Origin of the sequence: Coleofasciculus sp. G1-WW12-02, assembly GCF_040219735.1 — a bacterium.
GTDB lineage: Bacteria > Cyanobacteriota > Cyanobacteriia > Cyanobacteriales > Coleofasciculaceae > Coleofasciculus.
Map to the genome: position 1 here is coordinate 1 of NZ_JAVJRX010000194.1, position 16,736 is coordinate 16,736.

At 43.7% G+C, this 16,736-nt stretch carries 16 protein-coding genes; 4 read left to right on the forward strand and 12 right to left on the reverse strand.

Going from position 1 to position 16,736, the window contains the following annotated elements:
* Nucleotides 1-177: 177 nt before the first annotated feature.
* The 5 genes from RID09_RS30370 to RID09_RS30390 form a co-directional block, all read right to left on the reverse strand.
* Nucleotides 178-579, reverse strand: a complete 402-nt coding sequence (locus RID09_RS30370; RefSeq protein ID WP_446339630.1) for an SDR family NAD(P)-dependent oxidoreductase — start codon at nucleotides 577-579, stop codon at nucleotides 178-180.
* A gap of 228 nt (nucleotides 580-807) precedes the next feature.
* Complete coding sequence (locus tag RID09_RS30375) at nucleotides 808-1,449, reverse strand: DUF3386 domain-containing protein (protein ID WP_446339631.1); 642 nt, start codon at nucleotides 1,447-1,449, stop codon at nucleotides 808-810.
* A 188-nt stretch (nucleotides 1,450-1,637) separates the two neighbouring features.
* Nucleotides 1,638-2,759 (reverse strand): alanine/ornithine racemase family PLP-dependent enzyme, encoded by a 1,122-nt coding sequence (locus RID09_RS30380; protein WP_446339632.1) that lies wholly within the window; start codon nucleotides 2,757-2,759, stop codon nucleotides 1,638-1,640.
* A 23-nt stretch (nucleotides 2,760-2,782) separates the two neighbouring features.
* Nucleotides 2,783-3,904 (reverse strand): DUF1611 domain-containing protein, encoded by a 1,122-nt coding sequence (locus RID09_RS30385; protein ID WP_446339633.1) that lies wholly within the window; start codon nucleotides 3,902-3,904, stop codon nucleotides 2,783-2,785.
* Between the two features lie 118 nt (nucleotides 3,905-4,022).
* Nucleotides 4,023-4,262 (reverse strand): hypothetical protein, encoded by a 240-nt coding sequence (locus RID09_RS30390; RefSeq protein ID WP_446339634.1) that lies wholly within the window; start codon nucleotides 4,260-4,262, stop codon nucleotides 4,023-4,025.
* 369 nt (nucleotides 4,263-4,631) lie between these two features.
* Between RID09_RS30390 and RID09_RS30395 the strand changes: the two genes are divergently transcribed.
* Entirely contained in the window at nucleotides 4,632-5,366 is a 735-nt protein-coding gene (locus RID09_RS30395; protein WP_446339635.1) for a LuxR C-terminal-related transcriptional regulator, read from the forward strand.
* A 321-nt stretch (nucleotides 5,367-5,687) separates the two neighbouring features.
* On the opposite strand, the gene ahr is transcribed toward RID09_RS30395, so the two are convergent.
* Nucleotides 5,688-6,689, reverse strand: a complete 1,002-nt coding sequence (ahr, locus tag RID09_RS30400; RefSeq protein ID WP_446339636.1) for an NADPH-dependent aldehyde reductase Ahr — start codon at nucleotides 6,687-6,689, stop codon at nucleotides 5,688-5,690.
* Between the two features lie 266 nt (nucleotides 6,690-6,955).
* Between ahr and RID09_RS30405 the strand changes: the two genes are divergently transcribed.
* Entirely contained in the window at nucleotides 6,956-8,626 is a 1,671-nt protein-coding gene (locus RID09_RS30405) for a dynamin family protein (protein ID WP_446339637.1), read from the forward strand.
* A 166-nt stretch (nucleotides 8,627-8,792) separates the two neighbouring features.
* Here the strand turns inward: RID09_RS30405 and RID09_RS30410 are convergent, their stop codons facing one another.
* The 4 genes from RID09_RS30410 to RID09_RS30425 form a co-directional block, all read right to left on the reverse strand.
* The gene (locus tag RID09_RS30410) at nucleotides 8,793-8,981 is read right to left on the reverse strand and encodes a hypothetical protein (RefSeq protein WP_446339638.1); all 189 of its coding nucleotides are present in this window, start codon (nucleotides 8,979-8,981) and stop codon (nucleotides 8,793-8,795) included.
* A gap of 645 nt (nucleotides 8,982-9,626) precedes the next feature.
* Nucleotides 9,627-9,776: a hypothetical protein gene (locus RID09_RS30415; RefSeq protein WP_446339639.1), complete on the reverse strand. Its 150-nt coding sequence runs from the start codon at nucleotides 9,774-9,776 to the stop codon at nucleotides 9,627-9,629.
* Complete coding sequence (locus RID09_RS30420; RefSeq protein ID WP_446339640.1) at nucleotides 9,773-10,183, reverse strand: acyl-CoA thioesterase; 411 nt, start codon at nucleotides 10,181-10,183, stop codon at nucleotides 9,773-9,775. The genes RID09_RS30415 and RID09_RS30420 overlap by 4 nt, the downstream gene beginning before the upstream one ends.
* Nucleotides 10,184-10,189: 6 nt before the next feature.
* Nucleotides 10,190-11,281 carry a protein kinase domain-containing protein gene (locus RID09_RS30425; RefSeq protein WP_446339641.1) on the reverse strand — a complete coding sequence of 364 codons (1,092 nt, stop codon included), beginning with the start codon at nucleotides 11,279-11,281 and terminating at the stop codon, nucleotides 10,190-10,192.
* 200 nt (nucleotides 11,282-11,481) lie between these two features.
* Here RID09_RS30425 and RID09_RS30430 point away from each other — a divergent pair, with 200 nt between their 5' ends.
* Both RID09_RS30430 and RID09_RS30435 read left to right on the forward strand, forming a co-directional pair.
* Complete coding sequence (locus RID09_RS30430; protein ID WP_446339642.1) at nucleotides 11,482-12,231, forward strand: DUF561 domain-containing protein; 750 nt, start codon at nucleotides 11,482-11,484, stop codon at nucleotides 12,229-12,231.
* Between the two features lie 1,202 nt (nucleotides 12,232-13,433).
* Nucleotides 13,434-15,011 carry a 4Fe-4S binding protein gene (locus RID09_RS30435; protein ID WP_446339643.1) on the forward strand — a complete coding sequence of 526 codons (1,578 nt, stop codon included), beginning with the start codon at nucleotides 13,434-13,436 and terminating at the stop codon, nucleotides 15,009-15,011.
* Nucleotides 15,012-15,179: 168 nt separating this feature from the next.
* Here RID09_RS30435 and RID09_RS30440 read toward each other — a convergent pair whose 3' ends face one another.
* Nucleotides 15,180-15,746 (reverse strand): hypothetical protein, encoded by a 567-nt coding sequence (locus RID09_RS30440; RefSeq protein WP_446339644.1) that lies wholly within the window; start codon nucleotides 15,744-15,746, stop codon nucleotides 15,180-15,182.
* 62 nt (nucleotides 15,747-15,808) lie between these two features.
* Nucleotides 15,809-16,501 carry a hypothetical protein gene (locus RID09_RS30445; RefSeq protein ID WP_446339645.1) on the reverse strand — a complete coding sequence of 231 codons (693 nt, stop codon included), beginning with the start codon at nucleotides 16,499-16,501 and terminating at the stop codon, nucleotides 15,809-15,811.
* Nucleotides 16,502-16,736: the final 235 nt, after the last annotated feature.

The window sequence follows — 16,736 nt, forward strand, 5'->3', positions numbered from 1 at the left end:
TGAAGACGATGGCTAGGTTTCTTACAAGTGGGACAAGCTGGCGTTTTCGATTGGGATTCAACTTCTAACACTAAGGCTTTTTCAAGGTTTTTTTTAGATTTAACTATAACGCCTTGCAAACTAAGAAGTTGAGTAAGCTGTCTCTTCATTTTTTGACTGTGTTTATTCAGGTATTAACTAACATTTTAGCATAATAAGTCCTGAAGAACCGTTTGTCAGTAGAAAGTGTCCGAGATAGTTAATCCCAAAAATGAGTTCAAACCCTTCTTTAGTTGTGCCTCTGGCGTTGAATACACCCGCATTATTCACTAATACATGAAGTGGCAGATTCCGTTCCTGAAAAAGTTTCGCAAATGTGCGAACCGAATCGAGGGATGCTAAATCGAGTGGCAGAAACTCAACATTTAGATTTCCGGTAGAGGAGCGAATATAATTGACAGCTTTCTCGGCTTTGCTTGCACAGCGACAAGCGATAAATACATGATGACCGAATTGGGCGAGACCAACAGCACTCATCAAGCCTACACCTGAGTTCCCACCGGTGACAATGCAGACCTTCTGCTTCTTACATTGATTCATAATTTCTCATTTTTTATTGATATTATTGAAATCTTTGTATAGAGGTTGGATAAATTGAATGCCTATCTAAGTTTAGCTCAAAAATCTCCAAAGCATTGAGACGGAACCCCACCCTAACCCTCCCCTTGAGAAGGGGAGGGAACCGGTAACTCGAAGGGCTAAAATCGTGGCTAAACAAACAAAGTCCGCCTAGGCGGACTCAGGAAAAATTAGGGGATTATTCACCATTTACAGAAGTTTGACATTCGAGAAGTTAAACTCCTCAACGGACTCTTTTCCATCGGTTTCTGTGCGAATAATGCGTTGGGTTAGGATACAATAGTCGCCCACTTTTTCGTAATTATCTTCAAACACACTTTTACCGCCCTTTTGTTCACCAGTTTTGGGGTCATGGTAGACGGAATCATAACTGTGAGAAAGATAACCTTCACCTGTGTTGTGGGAACTAAAGGTGTTAATCGTGACGACAACACCGTGAATGTGACGGTGGACGTGGGTTACTTCATTATCACGGATTTTATAGCGATCGCCTTCTGCTTTACCACCCATTAACAGTTCCACAGCACCCGTCTCATCGGTATCCCCGAAGGAGAAGGTGTTCTTCCCGTGGGTGTCTTCAAAGGAACGGCGAACCCGGTGAATTGCGGTTTCCCAGAGTTGAGAGTGAATCGCTTGCTTGGCTTGTTCGTCTTCAACATCGAAGACTTCTGCTTTCATATCCGAGTTAACCCGAACCTTACCTGTAACAACCTGATCATCCTGTTTAAATGTCACATCTGCGGTATAACCGGGGAAGTTGTTATCCCAGGTGTAGCGGTTTTCATACGCCGCCCGAAAAAAATCACGAGCTGATGTTTGAACTCCAACCATCTGCCTCTCCTATCATTTTAGTTGCTGTAAACTAGCATAGTCGGGACTATCTAGCCTGTATAGACCCCAAGTGGGTACAGTCGGCGTCAACTACGCCACTGGGGAGCAGGGGAAAATAGTGAGTGGTGCAAGATGTGAGTTAAACGGCAAAGATTTTAACATCAACCCCGTTTATTGACTTACAACTTCTAATTTATAGGTGAGACAACTTTTAACGTTTTAACCACAGGAATTATAGCTTCAGTTGTCAGGATAAATTGCTTTCTAATAAAAGGAGAAGTCATCGCGGACAGAAGACCCCCGTAATCCAGGTTAAAATTCACTTCATCTCCAACTTGTAAGTTGTGGTTCTTGCCGTCGAGAATAATATGATCACTGCTAGCTCCTAGTATTTCTAGCTTTTTCTTCGATTTCAAGCTAGATACCAGAACGTCCTGTCTTCCCAAAGCAATAATCACTCTCTGGCTAATTCCTCGATCTGAGAAACTAGGAACGTTTCCAAAAGCATCTTGACAGATCTCGCCAAATGGTATGGAGGGCTTTGTCTTGGACTCAATAACTTCGGCAACGAGTTTGAATGCCTCTGTGTGTAAACCTGGAATCGCTTTCCGGTTCACAGTTTCGCACCCTAAAAAGATGGATTCACCCAAGCGAAGATTGTTGATATTGCCGATATATTGAGCAGATTTATACCATTCATAATTAGCCGAATTACCGCCGGATATTATTTCCAAATCAATCTGAAATTCTTTTTTGATGCCATTAACCAGTTCAGACAATTTATGCATATTTTTATTGTCTGGCTTTACTCCACCATAACAAGCCAAATTGCAGCCAATACCAACAATTTTTATATGGGATAGAGAAAGAGTTTTTCTGATAAATTGAGAAAGATCACCAGGAAGTACCCCTTCCCGCAGATCTCCCAACTCTACCATCACAATTATTTGATGATTTCTATTATGTAGTTTTGCATAATAGGAAAGTTGCTTAATCGTCTCGATTTCAGTGTTTAGACTAATGTCTACACTTGTAACTACAGCTTCAGCCTGACTTAAAGGAGTGCGTAGAAGCACAAACTGAGTGGATATCCCAGCATTTTTCATTTTTTGAATGTTTTCAATGCGAGAGTCAGCAATAAATCTGACTCCACCTTGAATCATTGCCTCGACAATAGAAGGTTCTCCTAGCACTGCTTTGGAAACTCCCATCAATGAAATCCCTCTTTGCCCATAAAGTTCACATAGCATTCGGGCATTGTCCCGTATTTGAGATAGAGAAATTTCTATCCTTGGCATAAACAATTTCATTGATTATTTCCAGACGATTACGTCTACCTCATTCCCAATACAGGCATTTTTTCTAAAGTCTTCCGCTTGATGATTTGATTCAGGTTGGGAAAATGATCACCTAAGGCTTGAATGATTTTTTGGCATCCATGATTCAAGACATCCATTGTCGGCAATTGAAACTGCCTCTCATAATCCTCTATGATTGTCAAAATTTCTTCATCTGCTAGGTTTTCATGGCTTAATGCAATTGCCATAACTTTAGCTTGAGAAATCGCTTCAATCAGTTTAATTTCGCTCTCAACAGTTGGCATTGGCAAATGAGGAAAATCGCACCGAAATTTCCTAGCTGGTGGATGTTGAAGGATAATACCATCGGGCATACTTCCTTTCAAGATGCCGAGAGAACCCATAAAAGCGGGATGACTAACGGCACTCTGTCCCTCAACTAAAATGATGTCGGGACGTTCGTTTTCAAAGGCTTGAATAATAGAGTTTTCTATTTCACCAATCACAAATTGGGAAATCAGAGCATCAATCGATATGCCATACATTGCTCCCTGCATCAAACCAGTTTGACCCGTCGCTACCAATACTGATTTTATGCCGAGAGTCTTGAGGGACTTGTTGAGTTCTATTGCGGTTGTCATTTTGCCGCAAGCACAATCTGTACCTAATATGGCGATTACAGGAACATTAATTTTAGAGAGTTGACCCGTAAAGACGTGCAAATCTTGTAATTGTGGAGGTTTTCTGATATCTTTAATCTGGATATTATTTTGGGCAGCCATCTGGGTAAACTCTTGATCTTCAGAGAAAAACTGATGAAGACCGTTAATGATATCCATTCCTTTTTCCATGGCTTCTAAGATAAGAAACCGTTCTGCCTGGGATATAAAGGCATCTAAAGGAGCTTTGCCATAAATGTAACAGTTGGGAACCTCTGAAAGGTTAATTAATGCTTCATTTAAATTAGCAAAAATGGGTATACCATTCTTTTCTTGCCCTAATTCTTCCCCTGCGTCTTTACCCGCTCGTGAACTATCAATCACCCCAACAATTGTATACAGTTCAGAGTGTCGAACCAACCCAGCGGCAGTTTTTCCGTCTGCTAAACTAAATTGATTTTCGCAGTAAATTAAAGCCGTTTCTTTTTTGATTGTCATTTCAATTAGTTTATTTCAATTTTTTCACTCATCAGGATACTTTTTGGTAATTGCCAAGCCTCTCGATAATTTATAATTTTATCTACATGCTTGCAATCCTTTCCTGATAAGCTTCCTGTTAAATCGTCTTGGATAAACTTCTGTTTAAGCTAGCCATTTCAACCACAGCCTCTCGGTGAAACTGAATCACACAAGAGGCTGATTCCCGATAATGGACACGGGTACAGGTGGATACTTTTAGTGTGATCGTGTTGGGGGTCGAATCCAGTAACCGTTGCACCGTACAGGGTTGAATTTTATTCTTGCAGTAGGCAATGATGCGATCGCCAACTTTAATATCGAGTGCTTTAATGTTCATTAATACTCCTCCTTTGGGTCAATGAATTGGCTGTGTCAGTCGTATCCAGCACGAAAAAAGGTTTATCGGTACGACTCAACCGAGATACCATTAATTGTCTTGGAGGTGTCATGATTAGCTACGGCTTTTATCGTTCAAAGCCCGTCAGATCATCAAGAGTAGATTTATTGCTCCTAGCTACTCTACTGTTGTAGTACCTCTTCAGAGTAGCATATAAAAATGGTAAATTATATCAAAGTCAAAATTTTATCGTCAAGATAATGTCGCTATACTGTAATTACTGTTCACCCCGATAAAAAAATGGGCTCTCCTAAGCGTTCAGGTTAAACCATGCTGACTTATTTAATAATTCGTTCAAAATGATAGATTATGACCGTGCCAAGTACAATGAACCGTTCTCTGCACAGTTTCTTCCAAGCGATCGCAGATGCTCGTGATGAGCAGGAACTTCGCCTGCACATTATGGACGAATTAGGGGAGCATTTTCAGGCGCAGTATTGGGGGCTGTGTCTGCTCAACGAAGACTCTCACGCGGCTGAGGTGCAAATACAAGGGGGAGCTGATACGGAGGGGTTTGTCGCCGATTACAATAAGTTGGCGCGAAAGGTCGATCCGGTGTTACGCTATGTCATCGAACACCATGCTCCCGCCCATGAACAACTGATATTCTCTCCAGAGGTTTGGAAACAATCTGAACTGTACCAGAATTGTTATGCTCGCTACGATCACGAGCATGTGATGATGGGTCCGATTGTTAGTGGGGGGCGTTTGATGGGTGGGGTGTATTTTGCCCGCGCGAGTGACGCACCTGCATTTGATTATAAAGATTTGGCTGATTTAACCGGATTATGTCTACATTTATCCTCACGTCTGGCTACTTTGCGATCGCAACCCAAAAAATCCCCGTCTCTTGTCGCCAATCGCCTTACCCCACGGGAACGGGAAATTGCTGATTTAGTTGCTAAGGGGTTGACAAATGCAGAAATTGGTGCTGAACTTTGGATTACCCGAAATTCAGTAAAACAGGCGCTGAAACGCATGTTCCGTAAGCTGAATGTATCGGCGCGTGCGGAGTTAGTGGCGCGATTGCAAGATACTGTGTAGAGACGTTACATGCAACGTCTGGAAAAATTGTGTAATAAAAGGGTTCAATAATGTCATACAACCCTAGATATTGCCAGAAGGAAATCAGTAGGAAAATTAAAATGTAGCGGCTGGTTTAGGGACTCAATGAACGGGGAAATCAATACATTTCATACAAAACCTGCCCTTCAACGGTATTGAACCTAACCGATAACCTCAGTTCAAAATCCATCCCTTACGGTTAAGAAGAGGGCGGGTTTCGTTGTCTTATTTGAGGTTTGTCTACAGATTTAATTCCTAAACCCGCCCCTACCTGATTGGGGTGCGATCGCGGCGGTTATTCTAATGCTTCAAAACCAAGCGATAGCGAGGTTTACCATGGCGCAGCTTTTCCATCGCCTCATTAACCTGCTCAAAGCTGAAGGTTTCGGTAATGGGTTCAACACCCTGTCGTGCGGCGAAATCGATCATTTGAGAAATCGTTGCTGGACTCCCCACTGGACTAGCTGAAATCGACTTTTGACCAGCAATCATGGGGAAAAGCTGGGTAGATAGGGGATTGGGTATTACTCCAACGAAGTGTAACCGACCTTTGGGACGTAATGCGGCAATGTAGGCGTCCCAATTGAGGTCAGCATTAGCCGTGGAGAGAATAAAGTCAAAGGAATTCTGCACTGATTCCAATGCTTTGGGATCGCTAGAATTGATAAAATGATTTGCCCCCAACTCCCGTGCTTCTGCTTCTTTCTCAGGACTACTGGAAAATGCTGTGATCTCACACCCCCAAGCCTGGAGGAAACGCAGCGCGATATGACCTAATCCGCCAATACCAATCACGCCAACTCGATCCGTCGGTTTAATGTCAAACTGGACAATGGGGTTAAATACGGTGACGCCGCCGCAGAAGAGGGGACCTGCAGTAGCGGGATTAACTGCATCGGGTAGGGGAAACACCCAACTCTGATCAGCGCGAACCTTATCCGCGAATCCACCATGACGACTGACAATCGTTCCTTCTACGTTCGAGCAAAGGTTGTGATTCCCTGACATACACCATTCGCACGTCATGCAGGAACCCGAAAACCAGCCTAATCCAACCCGTTGTCCTACCTTTAGGGTGGTTACTTTATCGCCCAATGCGGCAATTGTACCCACAACCTCATGACCCGGAACAAAGGGGTACTCGGTCATTCCCCACTCGTTGTCCAGCATACTCAAGTCACTGTGACAAATCCCACAATACTCGACATTAATCTCTACTTCTTCATCGCCGAGACTACCGGGATCGTACTCGAAGGGTTGGAGTTTTCCTCCGGGTTCATGAGCGGCATAAGCTTTGATCATGGTGAAACCTGTAATAGTTACTGTTGATCATTTTACGCCTGAGAGGTTGTGTTCCAGGTTACGGATGTAGGGATTTCAATCGGTCACGATATACTAGACGGATAAGTTGAGTATTTTCCTGGAGATGTCTCTTCCCTTTATCCCTAAGTCGAATGTCACTGACTGGTATGCTGGTGGGCAATGCCCACCCTACGGTATATCAAAGGTTTCGGCGATTCCCTAATGTTTATTTCACTACCATTAATCCCTAAGTCCCCTTCAGAGTAATGGAACAGGACGTTTTCCGCGAACTTGCTAACACGCTGCGCTCGGCGATTGGGTTGCTGGATGGGGAACAAAATGCCCAACTCCGCCAAGACGCGATCGCACTGTGTGATTATCTGGAGAATCCGATTTTCCGTATCGCTGTTTTTGGTCCGTTTAATTACGGGAAATCTACCTTACTCAATGCTTTACTGGGGAAACGTACCCTACCCATCGATTTAATCCCCACCACAGGCGCAGCGATTCATATCTGCTACGGGAACGAGTTACACACGCGCATTACCCTCAGCAATGGTCAACAAATTAGTGAAAATGGTACGGATATCCTGAAACAGTTTGCCATTTTAGATGACCAACGGCGGATGCGGGAGGATGTGACCAATGTTGAGGTATTTTGTCCCCATCCTTTCCTGAAAACGGGGGTAGAATTGCTGGATTTACCGGGAACGGATGACCGCGAAGCCCAGGACGCTTTAGTTCGTGACCAACTGCTCACCGCTGATTTAATTGTACAGGTGCTTGATGGTCGTAAATTGATGACGTTAGGGGAACGAGAACACCTGCGAGATTGGTTATTGGATCGGGGAATTACTACGGTTATTTTTGTGGTTAATTTCCTAAATTTATTAGAACCCGACGAGCAAAAACAAGTGTATAATCGGCTGCTTTTTGTGGCGGAAAGTTTCCGTTCGCAACTGCCGAATAATATCAGTAATATCTATCGGGTGGATGCTCTCCCCGCCTTACGCTATCGACTCAAAGGGGATACCGCCGCCGCCCAAACCACGGGCTTAGATATGCTGGAATCGGCGCTGCAAAGCATTGTCGCCACTCGCCATGAGAGCCTCGCCATCCGCTTTCCCCGTGTGCAGGCGATCGCGTCTCAAGTCCAACAGGCTGCAACTGTCAAAGTGCAAGCCATTTCCGCTGAAATTACGATGGCTCAACAAAAGCATCAAAGTAAAATAGAGATTAAAGAAAAAGCACAGAACCTGATCCAAAAAGGATTCGCCGCCAGTGTTTCTGATTTTCAAGGATGGCTGTATTTACCGAAACTTTTAGAACGCTATCAATCGGAACTGGTTTCAGCGCTCCAACAGGGTACGTTTAATCTGTGGGAACAAGGCGGTTTTAAAGAGGCGATTCATGAGCATCAACAGGGAATTGTTAAATGGGTACATCAAGCGGGTGAATTTTTTGATCGCCAACCCCCGACTGATTTGACGATTTCCTTTCCCAAACCCCCAGAAGTCCAGCTTCCGGAACCCCCACCCCAAGCTAAGGGAACTCAGGGCGTTACTCCAGTTGCGATCGCGACGGGATTGGGTTGGGTATTTGGTGGACCTGTTGGCGCGGCGGTGGCGGGTGGGGCGACGTATTTGTTGAATAAAAATTCCGGGGATTCTGCACCGCCAAAATCTGCGGCGTCATACCTAGAACAAGTGACTCAAGCTTACACCAATGCGGCGACAGAGTACCTCACTTGCTTGAACCGGGAGGCGGTTTCCGCATTGGAAGGCTATGAGAAATTGGCGGAAACTGTGATTAATGTTAATCTGACGAATGAACCGTTAAAACTGACAATTGAGCATCATCAGTTACAGTTACTGCAAAATATTTTAGAGAATTTGGAGCAAGAATTGGAGCGGGTGAGGTTAAATTTAGCTGGATAGTCGCCCTGAACTCAAATACTGGCTCATACCAAATCCGGGTTAACTACCTCCTTTATGGGTAGGGAAAAAGCAATAGGCAATAGGCAATAGGTAATAGCAGGTATAAGCCCCAACATCCGCCTTTATTACCCCCCTGCAAGAGGAGGCGATTGAAATGTCCGACTACTTACTTTTGATGACGCCATTGTTGCGCCCGAACCACACCCACTAATTTAATTCCACTCTCAATTTGAGTAAATCGCTGTTGTTTGCTGGATCGCGCTGAACTCTCCTGTAGGGAGGTTAAGCTAAAACTTAGTAGTGCCAAGACTAATGCCGTGGCGGTTAAGTTACAAGTAAATTTTACGTTAAACATTGCCCTGAAATAACCTTACTCAATCACTGGCAAGACTCCAGTGGTAAACTCAGCCATGAATGGGTGATGAAAAATCACCGGAATTAAACTTCATACCAATTAAAATCATAAACCCAAACCCCGCCTAAATAGCTTCAGTAAAGTTACTGGAAATTTTGCTTTTGCCCTATCAGCCATTGCGCGTATATCCACCTAAAAATCTTTATAAAATAAACACTTGATAAAGATTATAGGTACTTTGCCGCTCGCTTGAGTAACTTATGCACGGCAGTAGGGACTAAGCTAAATAGGGCTGACAATAACCTAACCGTTCAGTTGCTAGTAAAGCTCAAATTAAACATGATCGTTTCGGGTTAACACTTCCAACATGAATATAATACCTAAGAGTGCCAAAATCAGAAAAGATTCCATAACTAAATTTCCTACTTTCGATACTTCAATAGTAGAAAAATATACTTTTGTTTAGGGAGAATAATATGCAACTCTTTCGATTGACTATTAAATAACCAATCCATCCCGCCCAATCTATAGCTTTAGTAACATCTGGACAGGTACAGTTTTGCAATTGGCACGGCTTTCAGGAGGAGTAGGCAAAAATCTCCAGGCTTCTCATGTTGCTGTTCGGGTTAAGCGAAGCATTTATACCTATGCCCAAATTAAATTAGAACTCGCCGCTAGGCGTCGGTCAAGAAACCCGGTTTCTTTGGTGAAATGCCGATATGAGAGTTGTTGTCCTGGCGAGAAACCCGGTTTCTGGGAATACTTGATCGGTGTTCTAGTAGTCTTAGTATTCACCGGACATGATATAACCAATTAATCATTGCGTCTGGCAAGGGAATTTTAGTGCGAGTGTTCGTATCAATACAAACATGGCGAGTTAAGGCATCTGCCCGGTGCGGTTGCGGTGAAGCAGCATCAACAACGTGATACTTAATTTCAAACTTGCTATCACTTAACCGTTGAGGTATCCCCTCAATCAGCAGCCTGTCCCCACAAAACATGGGCTGAAAAAAGTCTACGCTACTGTGGATAATTGGTACAGCCACAGCGGCGCGGCTAAAAAATGTCTTGAGATTAATACCCGCCTTGGCTAGAGAGTCTTCATAGGCTTCGTGACACATTACCAAAACATTGGCAAAGTAAACGACACCAGCAGCATCGGTATCTTGAAAGCGGACAGTGCGGTTATAGGTAAAGGACATGGTAGTTCATTTAGAATGCCCCAATGGAGGTTGACTTGGACGCCGCCGCTTTTTTTCTCGTCGTTGTTTCCAGTTCCTAATCGCAACCGCTGTTTTGGCTGATGGAGTGCGATAACTCTTGTGATTACTTCCATCTTGATTGGCTGATTTGTCAGTTGTCGGTTGGGGTTGTCTGACTAAATACTGCGCCAGATCATCATAAGGTGATTTAAAATTAAGGTCTTGCAGAATCGGCTTAACGGAATGATAGCGATTCGTCAAGGATACATTTGTCATTTTCCGCAGCACTTGAGTAAAAGGCTGACTGACATGCACCAAGCGTTCCCAGTATAAAGCACCCGTTTGGCGATCGCTCTCCAAATCTAGAGGCGCTTTTCCGGTTAGCAGGTAAAGACAGGTCATCCCTAGGGCGTAGATATCACTAGCAAATACCGGTCGCAGAGAAAACTGTTCCGGTGGTGCAAACCCGACGGTGCCGATAAAATGAGTTGAGGCGAGTTTCAGGCTACTGTCTAGGGCTTGAACCAATTTCTCCTTAACCGCGCCGAAGTCAATCAACACCAGTCTACCATCGTCTTCACAACGGATAATGTTTTGCGGCTTGATATCTCGGTGAATGACGTTATTTCGGTGAATGTAGTCGAGTAGGGGTAGCATTTCCGCCAAAAACTGTCTGGCGGCTACCTCAGATAAACATCCGCTGCGCCTGACTAGCCGCGCTAAGGTTGAACCACGGACGTATTCCTGAACTAAAAAAAATTCTCCCCCAGTCTCGAAGTAATTGAGTAACATGGGAATCTGAGAGTGGCTACCCAGTTTGCCGAGAATTTTTGCCTCTCTCTCAAAACGCTGGCAAGCATTCTCCAAGGCTTTTGGGTCATCAACTTTGGGGCAAAGTTGCTTAATCACGCACAGCGGTTGACCCGGTAACCCAGCATCTGTGGCGAGAAAGGTCACGCCAAACCCACCGCGACCCAGCATTCGCAAGATCTTATAGCGATCGCAAAATGGCTCATTTTGACCGCAAAGCTGACCAAGTTGGGTTTGCTGTAGAATTTCCGAGTGGAAGGAAGACACGTTTCCCGGCACAAAATTCATTTTTCCAGAATCAGATGATACAAGCTCTCCAGCCTATTTCTTAGTTTAGGCAAAGATCTTATATTTTTTCAAATTTACACGACGCCTCAGTAAGTGGCACAATAGATATTTCCTATTCATGAATTCATGTAGGCGACCGAAGCGATTAACTTCGACAAAAATAAACCGCCGATCGGTAATAATAGAGCAGACGTGCAACAATGACTATGCATCCAAAACTACAAAAAGCCTTTGAATACCGCCGAGTTCTCAAACTTATTAGTGGCTTGAATAACTTTGACTCTCAGCGGGTAAGTGCCACCGTTAAGGCGGCTGATCGTGGTGGTGCGACGTTTGTCGATATCGCCGCTGATCCTGATTTGATTCGCCTTGTCAAAGGATTGACAAATATACCCATTTGTGTGTCAGCCGTTGAACCCCACCGATTTGTCAGTGCGGTGGAAGCTGGGGCGGATTTAATTGAAATCGGTAATTTCGATAGCTTCTACGCTCAAGGACGGCGGTTCGAGGCGCAAGAGGTTTTAGCCTTGACCAAACAGACGCGATCGCTCTTGCCTGATATTACCCTATCCGTTACCGTTCCTCACATTCTGACTTTAGATCGGCAAGTGGAATTGGCACAAGAACTGGTGGAAACCGGGGCAGATATTATCCAAACTGAAGGCGGTACTAGCAGTCAGCCTCGTTCTGCTGGAACATTGGGCTTGATTGAAAAAGCCGCCCCCACCTTAGCCGCTGCATCAGAAATTTCCCGGGCGGTATCCGTTCCCGTACTCTGTGCCTCTGGCTTATCCAGTGTCACCGTACCTATGGCAATTGCCGCAGGTGCCGCCGGCGTTGGCGTTGGTTCGGCGGTGAATCAGTTAGACAATGAAGTGGCGATGGTTGCGGCTGTCCGCAGTTTGGTGGAAGCTTTGGCAACGGTTAACCTGACACGAGTGGGCGTTTAAGTCCATTTCCATTGGGTAAGTCTATTAGCCATTAATGAAGAAGGGCGCACGGAGCGTGCGCCCCTACCCATGATCAATGGATAATTAATAATTGATAATTGACAATTGATTAATTGGGTCTAAGACCTCTTCGTTTACGAAGAAATTAAAAAAGATTTTCCTTAATTTCAATCCTCTTCTTTTAAGGAGAGTTCATTATCCATTGTTCATTATCCATTGTCAATTTGTAAGTTTCCTGCCAACTCGCTAAGATAGCGTAACTGGTTGTCGAAAATTTCGCTCTTCAACGACACATTAGAACGCAACTTGGTATCAACCGTAAAATCTATTCCACTATTTTAGCTGTATCACGCCGGCATCGTGGGTTAAGCGGGTCATTTATTTTAATTGTATGTCCGCCGTACTGATAACGATACTTGGTTTGAGAAATCCTCAATTTTCCTCAACTTCTTTATCAACTGAGAAAATATAGTAGGAGTTGAAAGGCATCAATCAAAAGTCGGGTTCTATTGAACTGAGGCATCTCACCAGTTTCACAGATGTGTACAACCTGTGAGTCTGTGAATCTTGCTACACAGAACCTTGATGTGTATACGTTGACTGCTTCAATGAGTTGTTAATAGAGTCCCATCTAAATTCTGTGAATAAATGTTACAAAACAACCCTCTCTGCGTAAAATAAAAAACTGAAACCTGAGAGATCAATAGAATCTCAAAATCACGGATGCTGCAAATGTGCATAGGTAATCAGCCTTGAGAAATATAGCGGATTAAGCAGTGATAAAGCCGCACTCCTGCGGCGACGGGAGTGCCCACAAACAAACAGGAGCTAAATTTGACTCCCCAGCGTAGTTTATTTCCAACTTCTGATCTGAACGTAATGGCAAACTCAATCAATCTCAACATTTCTGTTGAATTAATCCTCAATTCCCAGACTCAACTGGTTACAGTTAACGCTCCATATCCCATCATTTCAGTTAAGTGGGATCGGACAGTTTAGCAAGCTGTGATTAACACGGCTGTGATCCTAACTATTGTAGAGCGAGCTTACGGCATCTTGCCTACCGCCATGTTTGATACGTGGGCGTAATTTTTTCCAGATCATTCTTCTAATTGATTGAAGTGAGAGATTAATCTCGCATTAATCATTTTACCAATGTAGGAGGCAATAACGAAGTGCTTAATAACGTTTCCGAAAAAAAGATGCATACCGTCAGATTAGTGCTGGTAATCGGTTGGTTGGTATTAATTTTCTCTCTCTTTTATGACCCCATTTCCCATCACCTAACTGATCCCAATAACCTCCTCAGTCCTTTTCGCGATCCGAACAATTGCGTATTAGTGCAAGGAAAATGTCTGGAACAAGCCGCATATCCCATGGGGACACGCATTTTCTGGGGTATGATTGTTCCCAGTGCGATTATGATTCTCTTGGTTTTCGGTCATGACACCTGGCGGCGTATTTGTCCGCTCTACTTTCTGTCTCAAATTACCCGGGCTTTGGGATTAAATCCCAGACTTAATATTCGCAAAAATCCCTGGCTGGCACAAAACCACCTCTATCTACAATTTGCGCTTCTGTTTATCGGTTTGAACTGCCGAATTCTATTTATTAATTCCACTCGCACGGTTTTAGGGATGTTTTTAATCCTGACTATTCTCTGTGCAATTACAGTAGTTTTCCTGTATGGAGGACGGAGTTGGTGTCATTATGTTTGCCCCTTTGGCATCGTGCAAACTGTTTTTACGGGTCCACGGGGATTATTAAGCTCCCAAGCGCATACAGTAGAACGTCGTAGCATTCCCCAATCTGAGTGCCGCACGTTTGATAAGACAAAAGGCAAAGAAAAAAGTGCCTGTATCGGTTGCAAGTCTACTTGTATTGATAAAGATGCCGAGAAATCGTACTGGCACTATCTCAGCCATCCGGGACGAAAACTCGTGCAATACGGTTATTTGGGCTTAGTGATTGGGTACTTCATTTATTACGGATTATATGCGGGTAATTTCGATTATTACTTTTCTGGGAATTGGGCGCATGAACCTAATCAATTAGCCACGCTTTGGCAACCGGGTTTTTATCTGTTCAATCATCCAATTCCTATTCCTAAACTGGTAGCTTGTCCTTTAACGCTGGGGGTTTGTGTGGTGATGAGTTGTCTGATTTGTACGAAATTAGAAAAGGCATACCGCGCTTCTCTAAGACGGCGTCACTCCAGTATCAGCCGGGAACAGGTTCTGCACCGAGTCTTTTCGATTTGTACCTTTTTGGCGTTTAACATTTTCTTTGTCTATGGGGGACGTCCAGAAATTCTCCGCTTACCCGTCTCGGTACAATTTCTATTTGATGGGTTTGTTGCTGTGGTGAGTAGTCTTTGGCTTTACCGCACTTGGAATCGCAGCGCCGAGCAGTATAACCGGGAAAGTCTCACCCATAGTTTCCGCCGTCAATTGCAAAAGATTCCGGTAGATTTTTCTCAGGTTTTGGAGGGGCGTTCTCTGGAGCAATTAAAAGCTGATGAACTCTATGTTCTGGCAAAAGTTCTGCCTAATTTTAGCCAACAGTACCGCTTTTCCCTTTACAAAGGAGTCTTGCAGGATGGATTAGAAGAGGGGCGTTTTCAGTCGTCCCAAAGTCTAGAGCCACTCCAAGCCATTCGCCATCAACTGGGATTAAGCGATGAGGATCATTATCGGGTTTTGACTGAGCTGGGTGGTGAGCATTCTCATCTTTTATATCCCCATCAACCAACTGAATTTGTTTCCCTACAGCAAAGTTAAGCCAAAACCTTGTAGAGACGTTGCATGGAACGTCTCTACTATTTTGATAGCTATGATTCATAATTCATAAATTGACCTCAGCCAAACCCTAATTAAAGCACCAACAGACGGTATTCTATTTAAGTTTGCACCAATGACCAACCTGTAATCTTCTCTTACTTATCCACCTCAATTCCCCATAATCCTCCATTCTGTTGCTTTAAGTTGCGCTAATTTTTCCAACAAACTTTCGGCTAAATCAAATAACTTAAACTCATCCTCTTCATCACCAGAATCGCGGGTTATCTCTCCAACCGTAACCCCACCTGCCAAAATCATAGTCGCTTCATGAAGCCTATCCGATTCGTCAGCAATACTCAAACAGTCTCCCAACCGGGCAATAATTTGAGCTAATCCTTCAGTTTCCATTTGCTGCTGTACTCGCATCGCTAAGGGATGATCACTTTCTCGCGCCCAAACTGCGGCGGGATAATCACTCGCCAAAAAAGCACTCATAAATTCGACAACTGAGGGTTCAATAAACGTCTGTTCTGATGCTAAGGTGACAGAACTCTCTACCGTTACTTCATCATCATCCCACCTGTCTAGCCAATTTTCTTCTATATCCTCAATATACAAATTCACAAAATCAAGTCCATGCGTCAGCCAATCCTGCTGCATTTTCCGGGATTTTTCCAGCGCTTCCGAAAACGCGCCTAAGTCATCATGACTGTAATTTTGTTGTTTGGTGACCATAACTTAGATAGGAAATTCCGTTTGGGCTAAAAGATTTCGGTCGTCATGACTAATCTTCTCAGTTAGGAAAATTTAAGATAACGTCCCAAGGGAAGAAAGTCACTGTTATGAAGTGTTATTGTTACTAACTGATCCAAAAAATCGGGTTTTCCAGGGTTATAACTTAGGAAAAGCCCTCTATCGATTACCCACATCTGGAGAGTATTTTGCCAATTTTCATATTTTTCTTGAGAATAGTCATTACTCACGCTAGTCACCTGTAGGCACAGGGGCTTTCTTTGACGATAACTAACAATCAAATCTGTTGCCATAGAAAAATCTGTGATATAGCATCGCCAAACTGTACCCCCTCGGCTGACAATTGTCTGAGCTATAGATTTAAGGATATCATCGTCTGCTTGAGTCAACTCACTTGACATCAACTTTTGTTTCCAAATGTAAAATTTTGGATCATTGCTATTTAGCCATTTGGGGAAAAGATAATGATACCAATATCGTTCCGTTGGCGTCATTTGCTCAAAGGCAGATTCCTGCAACTCTGGAGAGGATAAGGCTTTGATAGCTAGCCAAACCTTAGCATCTTGAATCACCTCTAACAAAAACGCCATGACAAATTTTTTAGCCGTAAGCGAACCTGGTTTTATGTCTTTCACCCAGCGGTTAATCTCATCTAACCGTTTCGCTAAACAGGGTTCTATCGATGATGCCTCTTTCATTAGGGATTTGAGTTGAGCTTTGATTTCTAGGGAATGCACATGATTGCTCTAGTCGTCGGCAACGGGATGATGGTTGAATTTATTATATCTCACTTAGTCCCAAATTTATACTGGATTAGCCATTGATTAAATTAACCTAAAGAAACGCTGAATTGAACAAAAATTGCACTTAGGGTCAGGGCGGGTTTATTCACTTGGTAAGATATCGCCGCAGCTAAGAGTAAAACCCGCCCCTACAAATCAACCTTTTGATTGAAGGGTTTGATGCAAGCGT

Coding starts and splice junctions, on each gene's coding strand:
- RID09_RS30370 (WP_446339630.1), bottom strand. CDS start 579: ATGAATCAATGTAAGAAGCAGAAGGTCTGCATTGTCACCGGTGGGAAC.
- RID09_RS30375 (WP_446339631.1), bottom strand. CDS start 1,449: ATGGTTGGAGTTCAAACATCAGCTCGTGATTTTTTTCGGGCGGCGTAT.
- RID09_RS30380 (WP_446339632.1), bottom strand. CDS start 2,759: ATGAAATTGTTTATGCCAAGGATAGAAATTTCTCTATCTCAAATACGG.
- RID09_RS30385 (WP_446339633.1), bottom strand. CDS start 3,904: ATGACAATCAAAAAAGAAACGGCTTTAATTTACTGCGAAAATCAATTT.
- RID09_RS30390 (WP_446339634.1), bottom strand. CDS start 4,262: ATGAACATTAAAGCACTCGATATTAAAGTTGGCGATCGCATCATTGCC.
- RID09_RS30395 (WP_446339635.1), top strand. CDS start 4,632: ATGACCGTGCCAAGTACAATGAACCGTTCTCTGCACAGTTTCTTCCAA.
- ahr (WP_446339636.1), bottom strand. CDS start 6,689: ATGATCAAAGCTTATGCCGCTCATGAACCCGGAGGAAAACTCCAACCC.
- RID09_RS30405 (WP_446339637.1), top strand. CDS start 6,956: ATGGAACAGGACGTTTTCCGCGAACTTGCTAACACGCTGCGCTCGGCG.
- RID09_RS30410 (WP_446339638.1), bottom strand. CDS start 8,981: ATGTTTAACGTAAAATTTACTTGTAACTTAACCGCCACGGCATTAGTC.
- RID09_RS30420 (WP_446339640.1), bottom strand. CDS start 10,183: ATGTCCTTTACCTATAACCGCACTGTCCGCTTTCAAGATACCGATGCT.
- RID09_RS30425 (WP_446339641.1), bottom strand. CDS start 11,281: ATGAATTTTGTGCCGGGAAACGTGTCTTCCTTCCACTCGGAAATTCTA.
- RID09_RS30430 (WP_446339642.1), top strand. CDS start 11,482: ATGACTATGCATCCAAAACTACAAAAAGCCTTTGAATACCGCCGAGTT.
- RID09_RS30435 (WP_446339643.1), top strand. CDS start 13,434: ATGCATACCGTCAGATTAGTGCTGGTAATCGGTTGGTTGGTATTAATT.
- RID09_RS30440 (WP_446339644.1), bottom strand. CDS start 15,746: ATGGTCACCAAACAACAAAATTACAGTCATGATGACTTAGGCGCGTTT.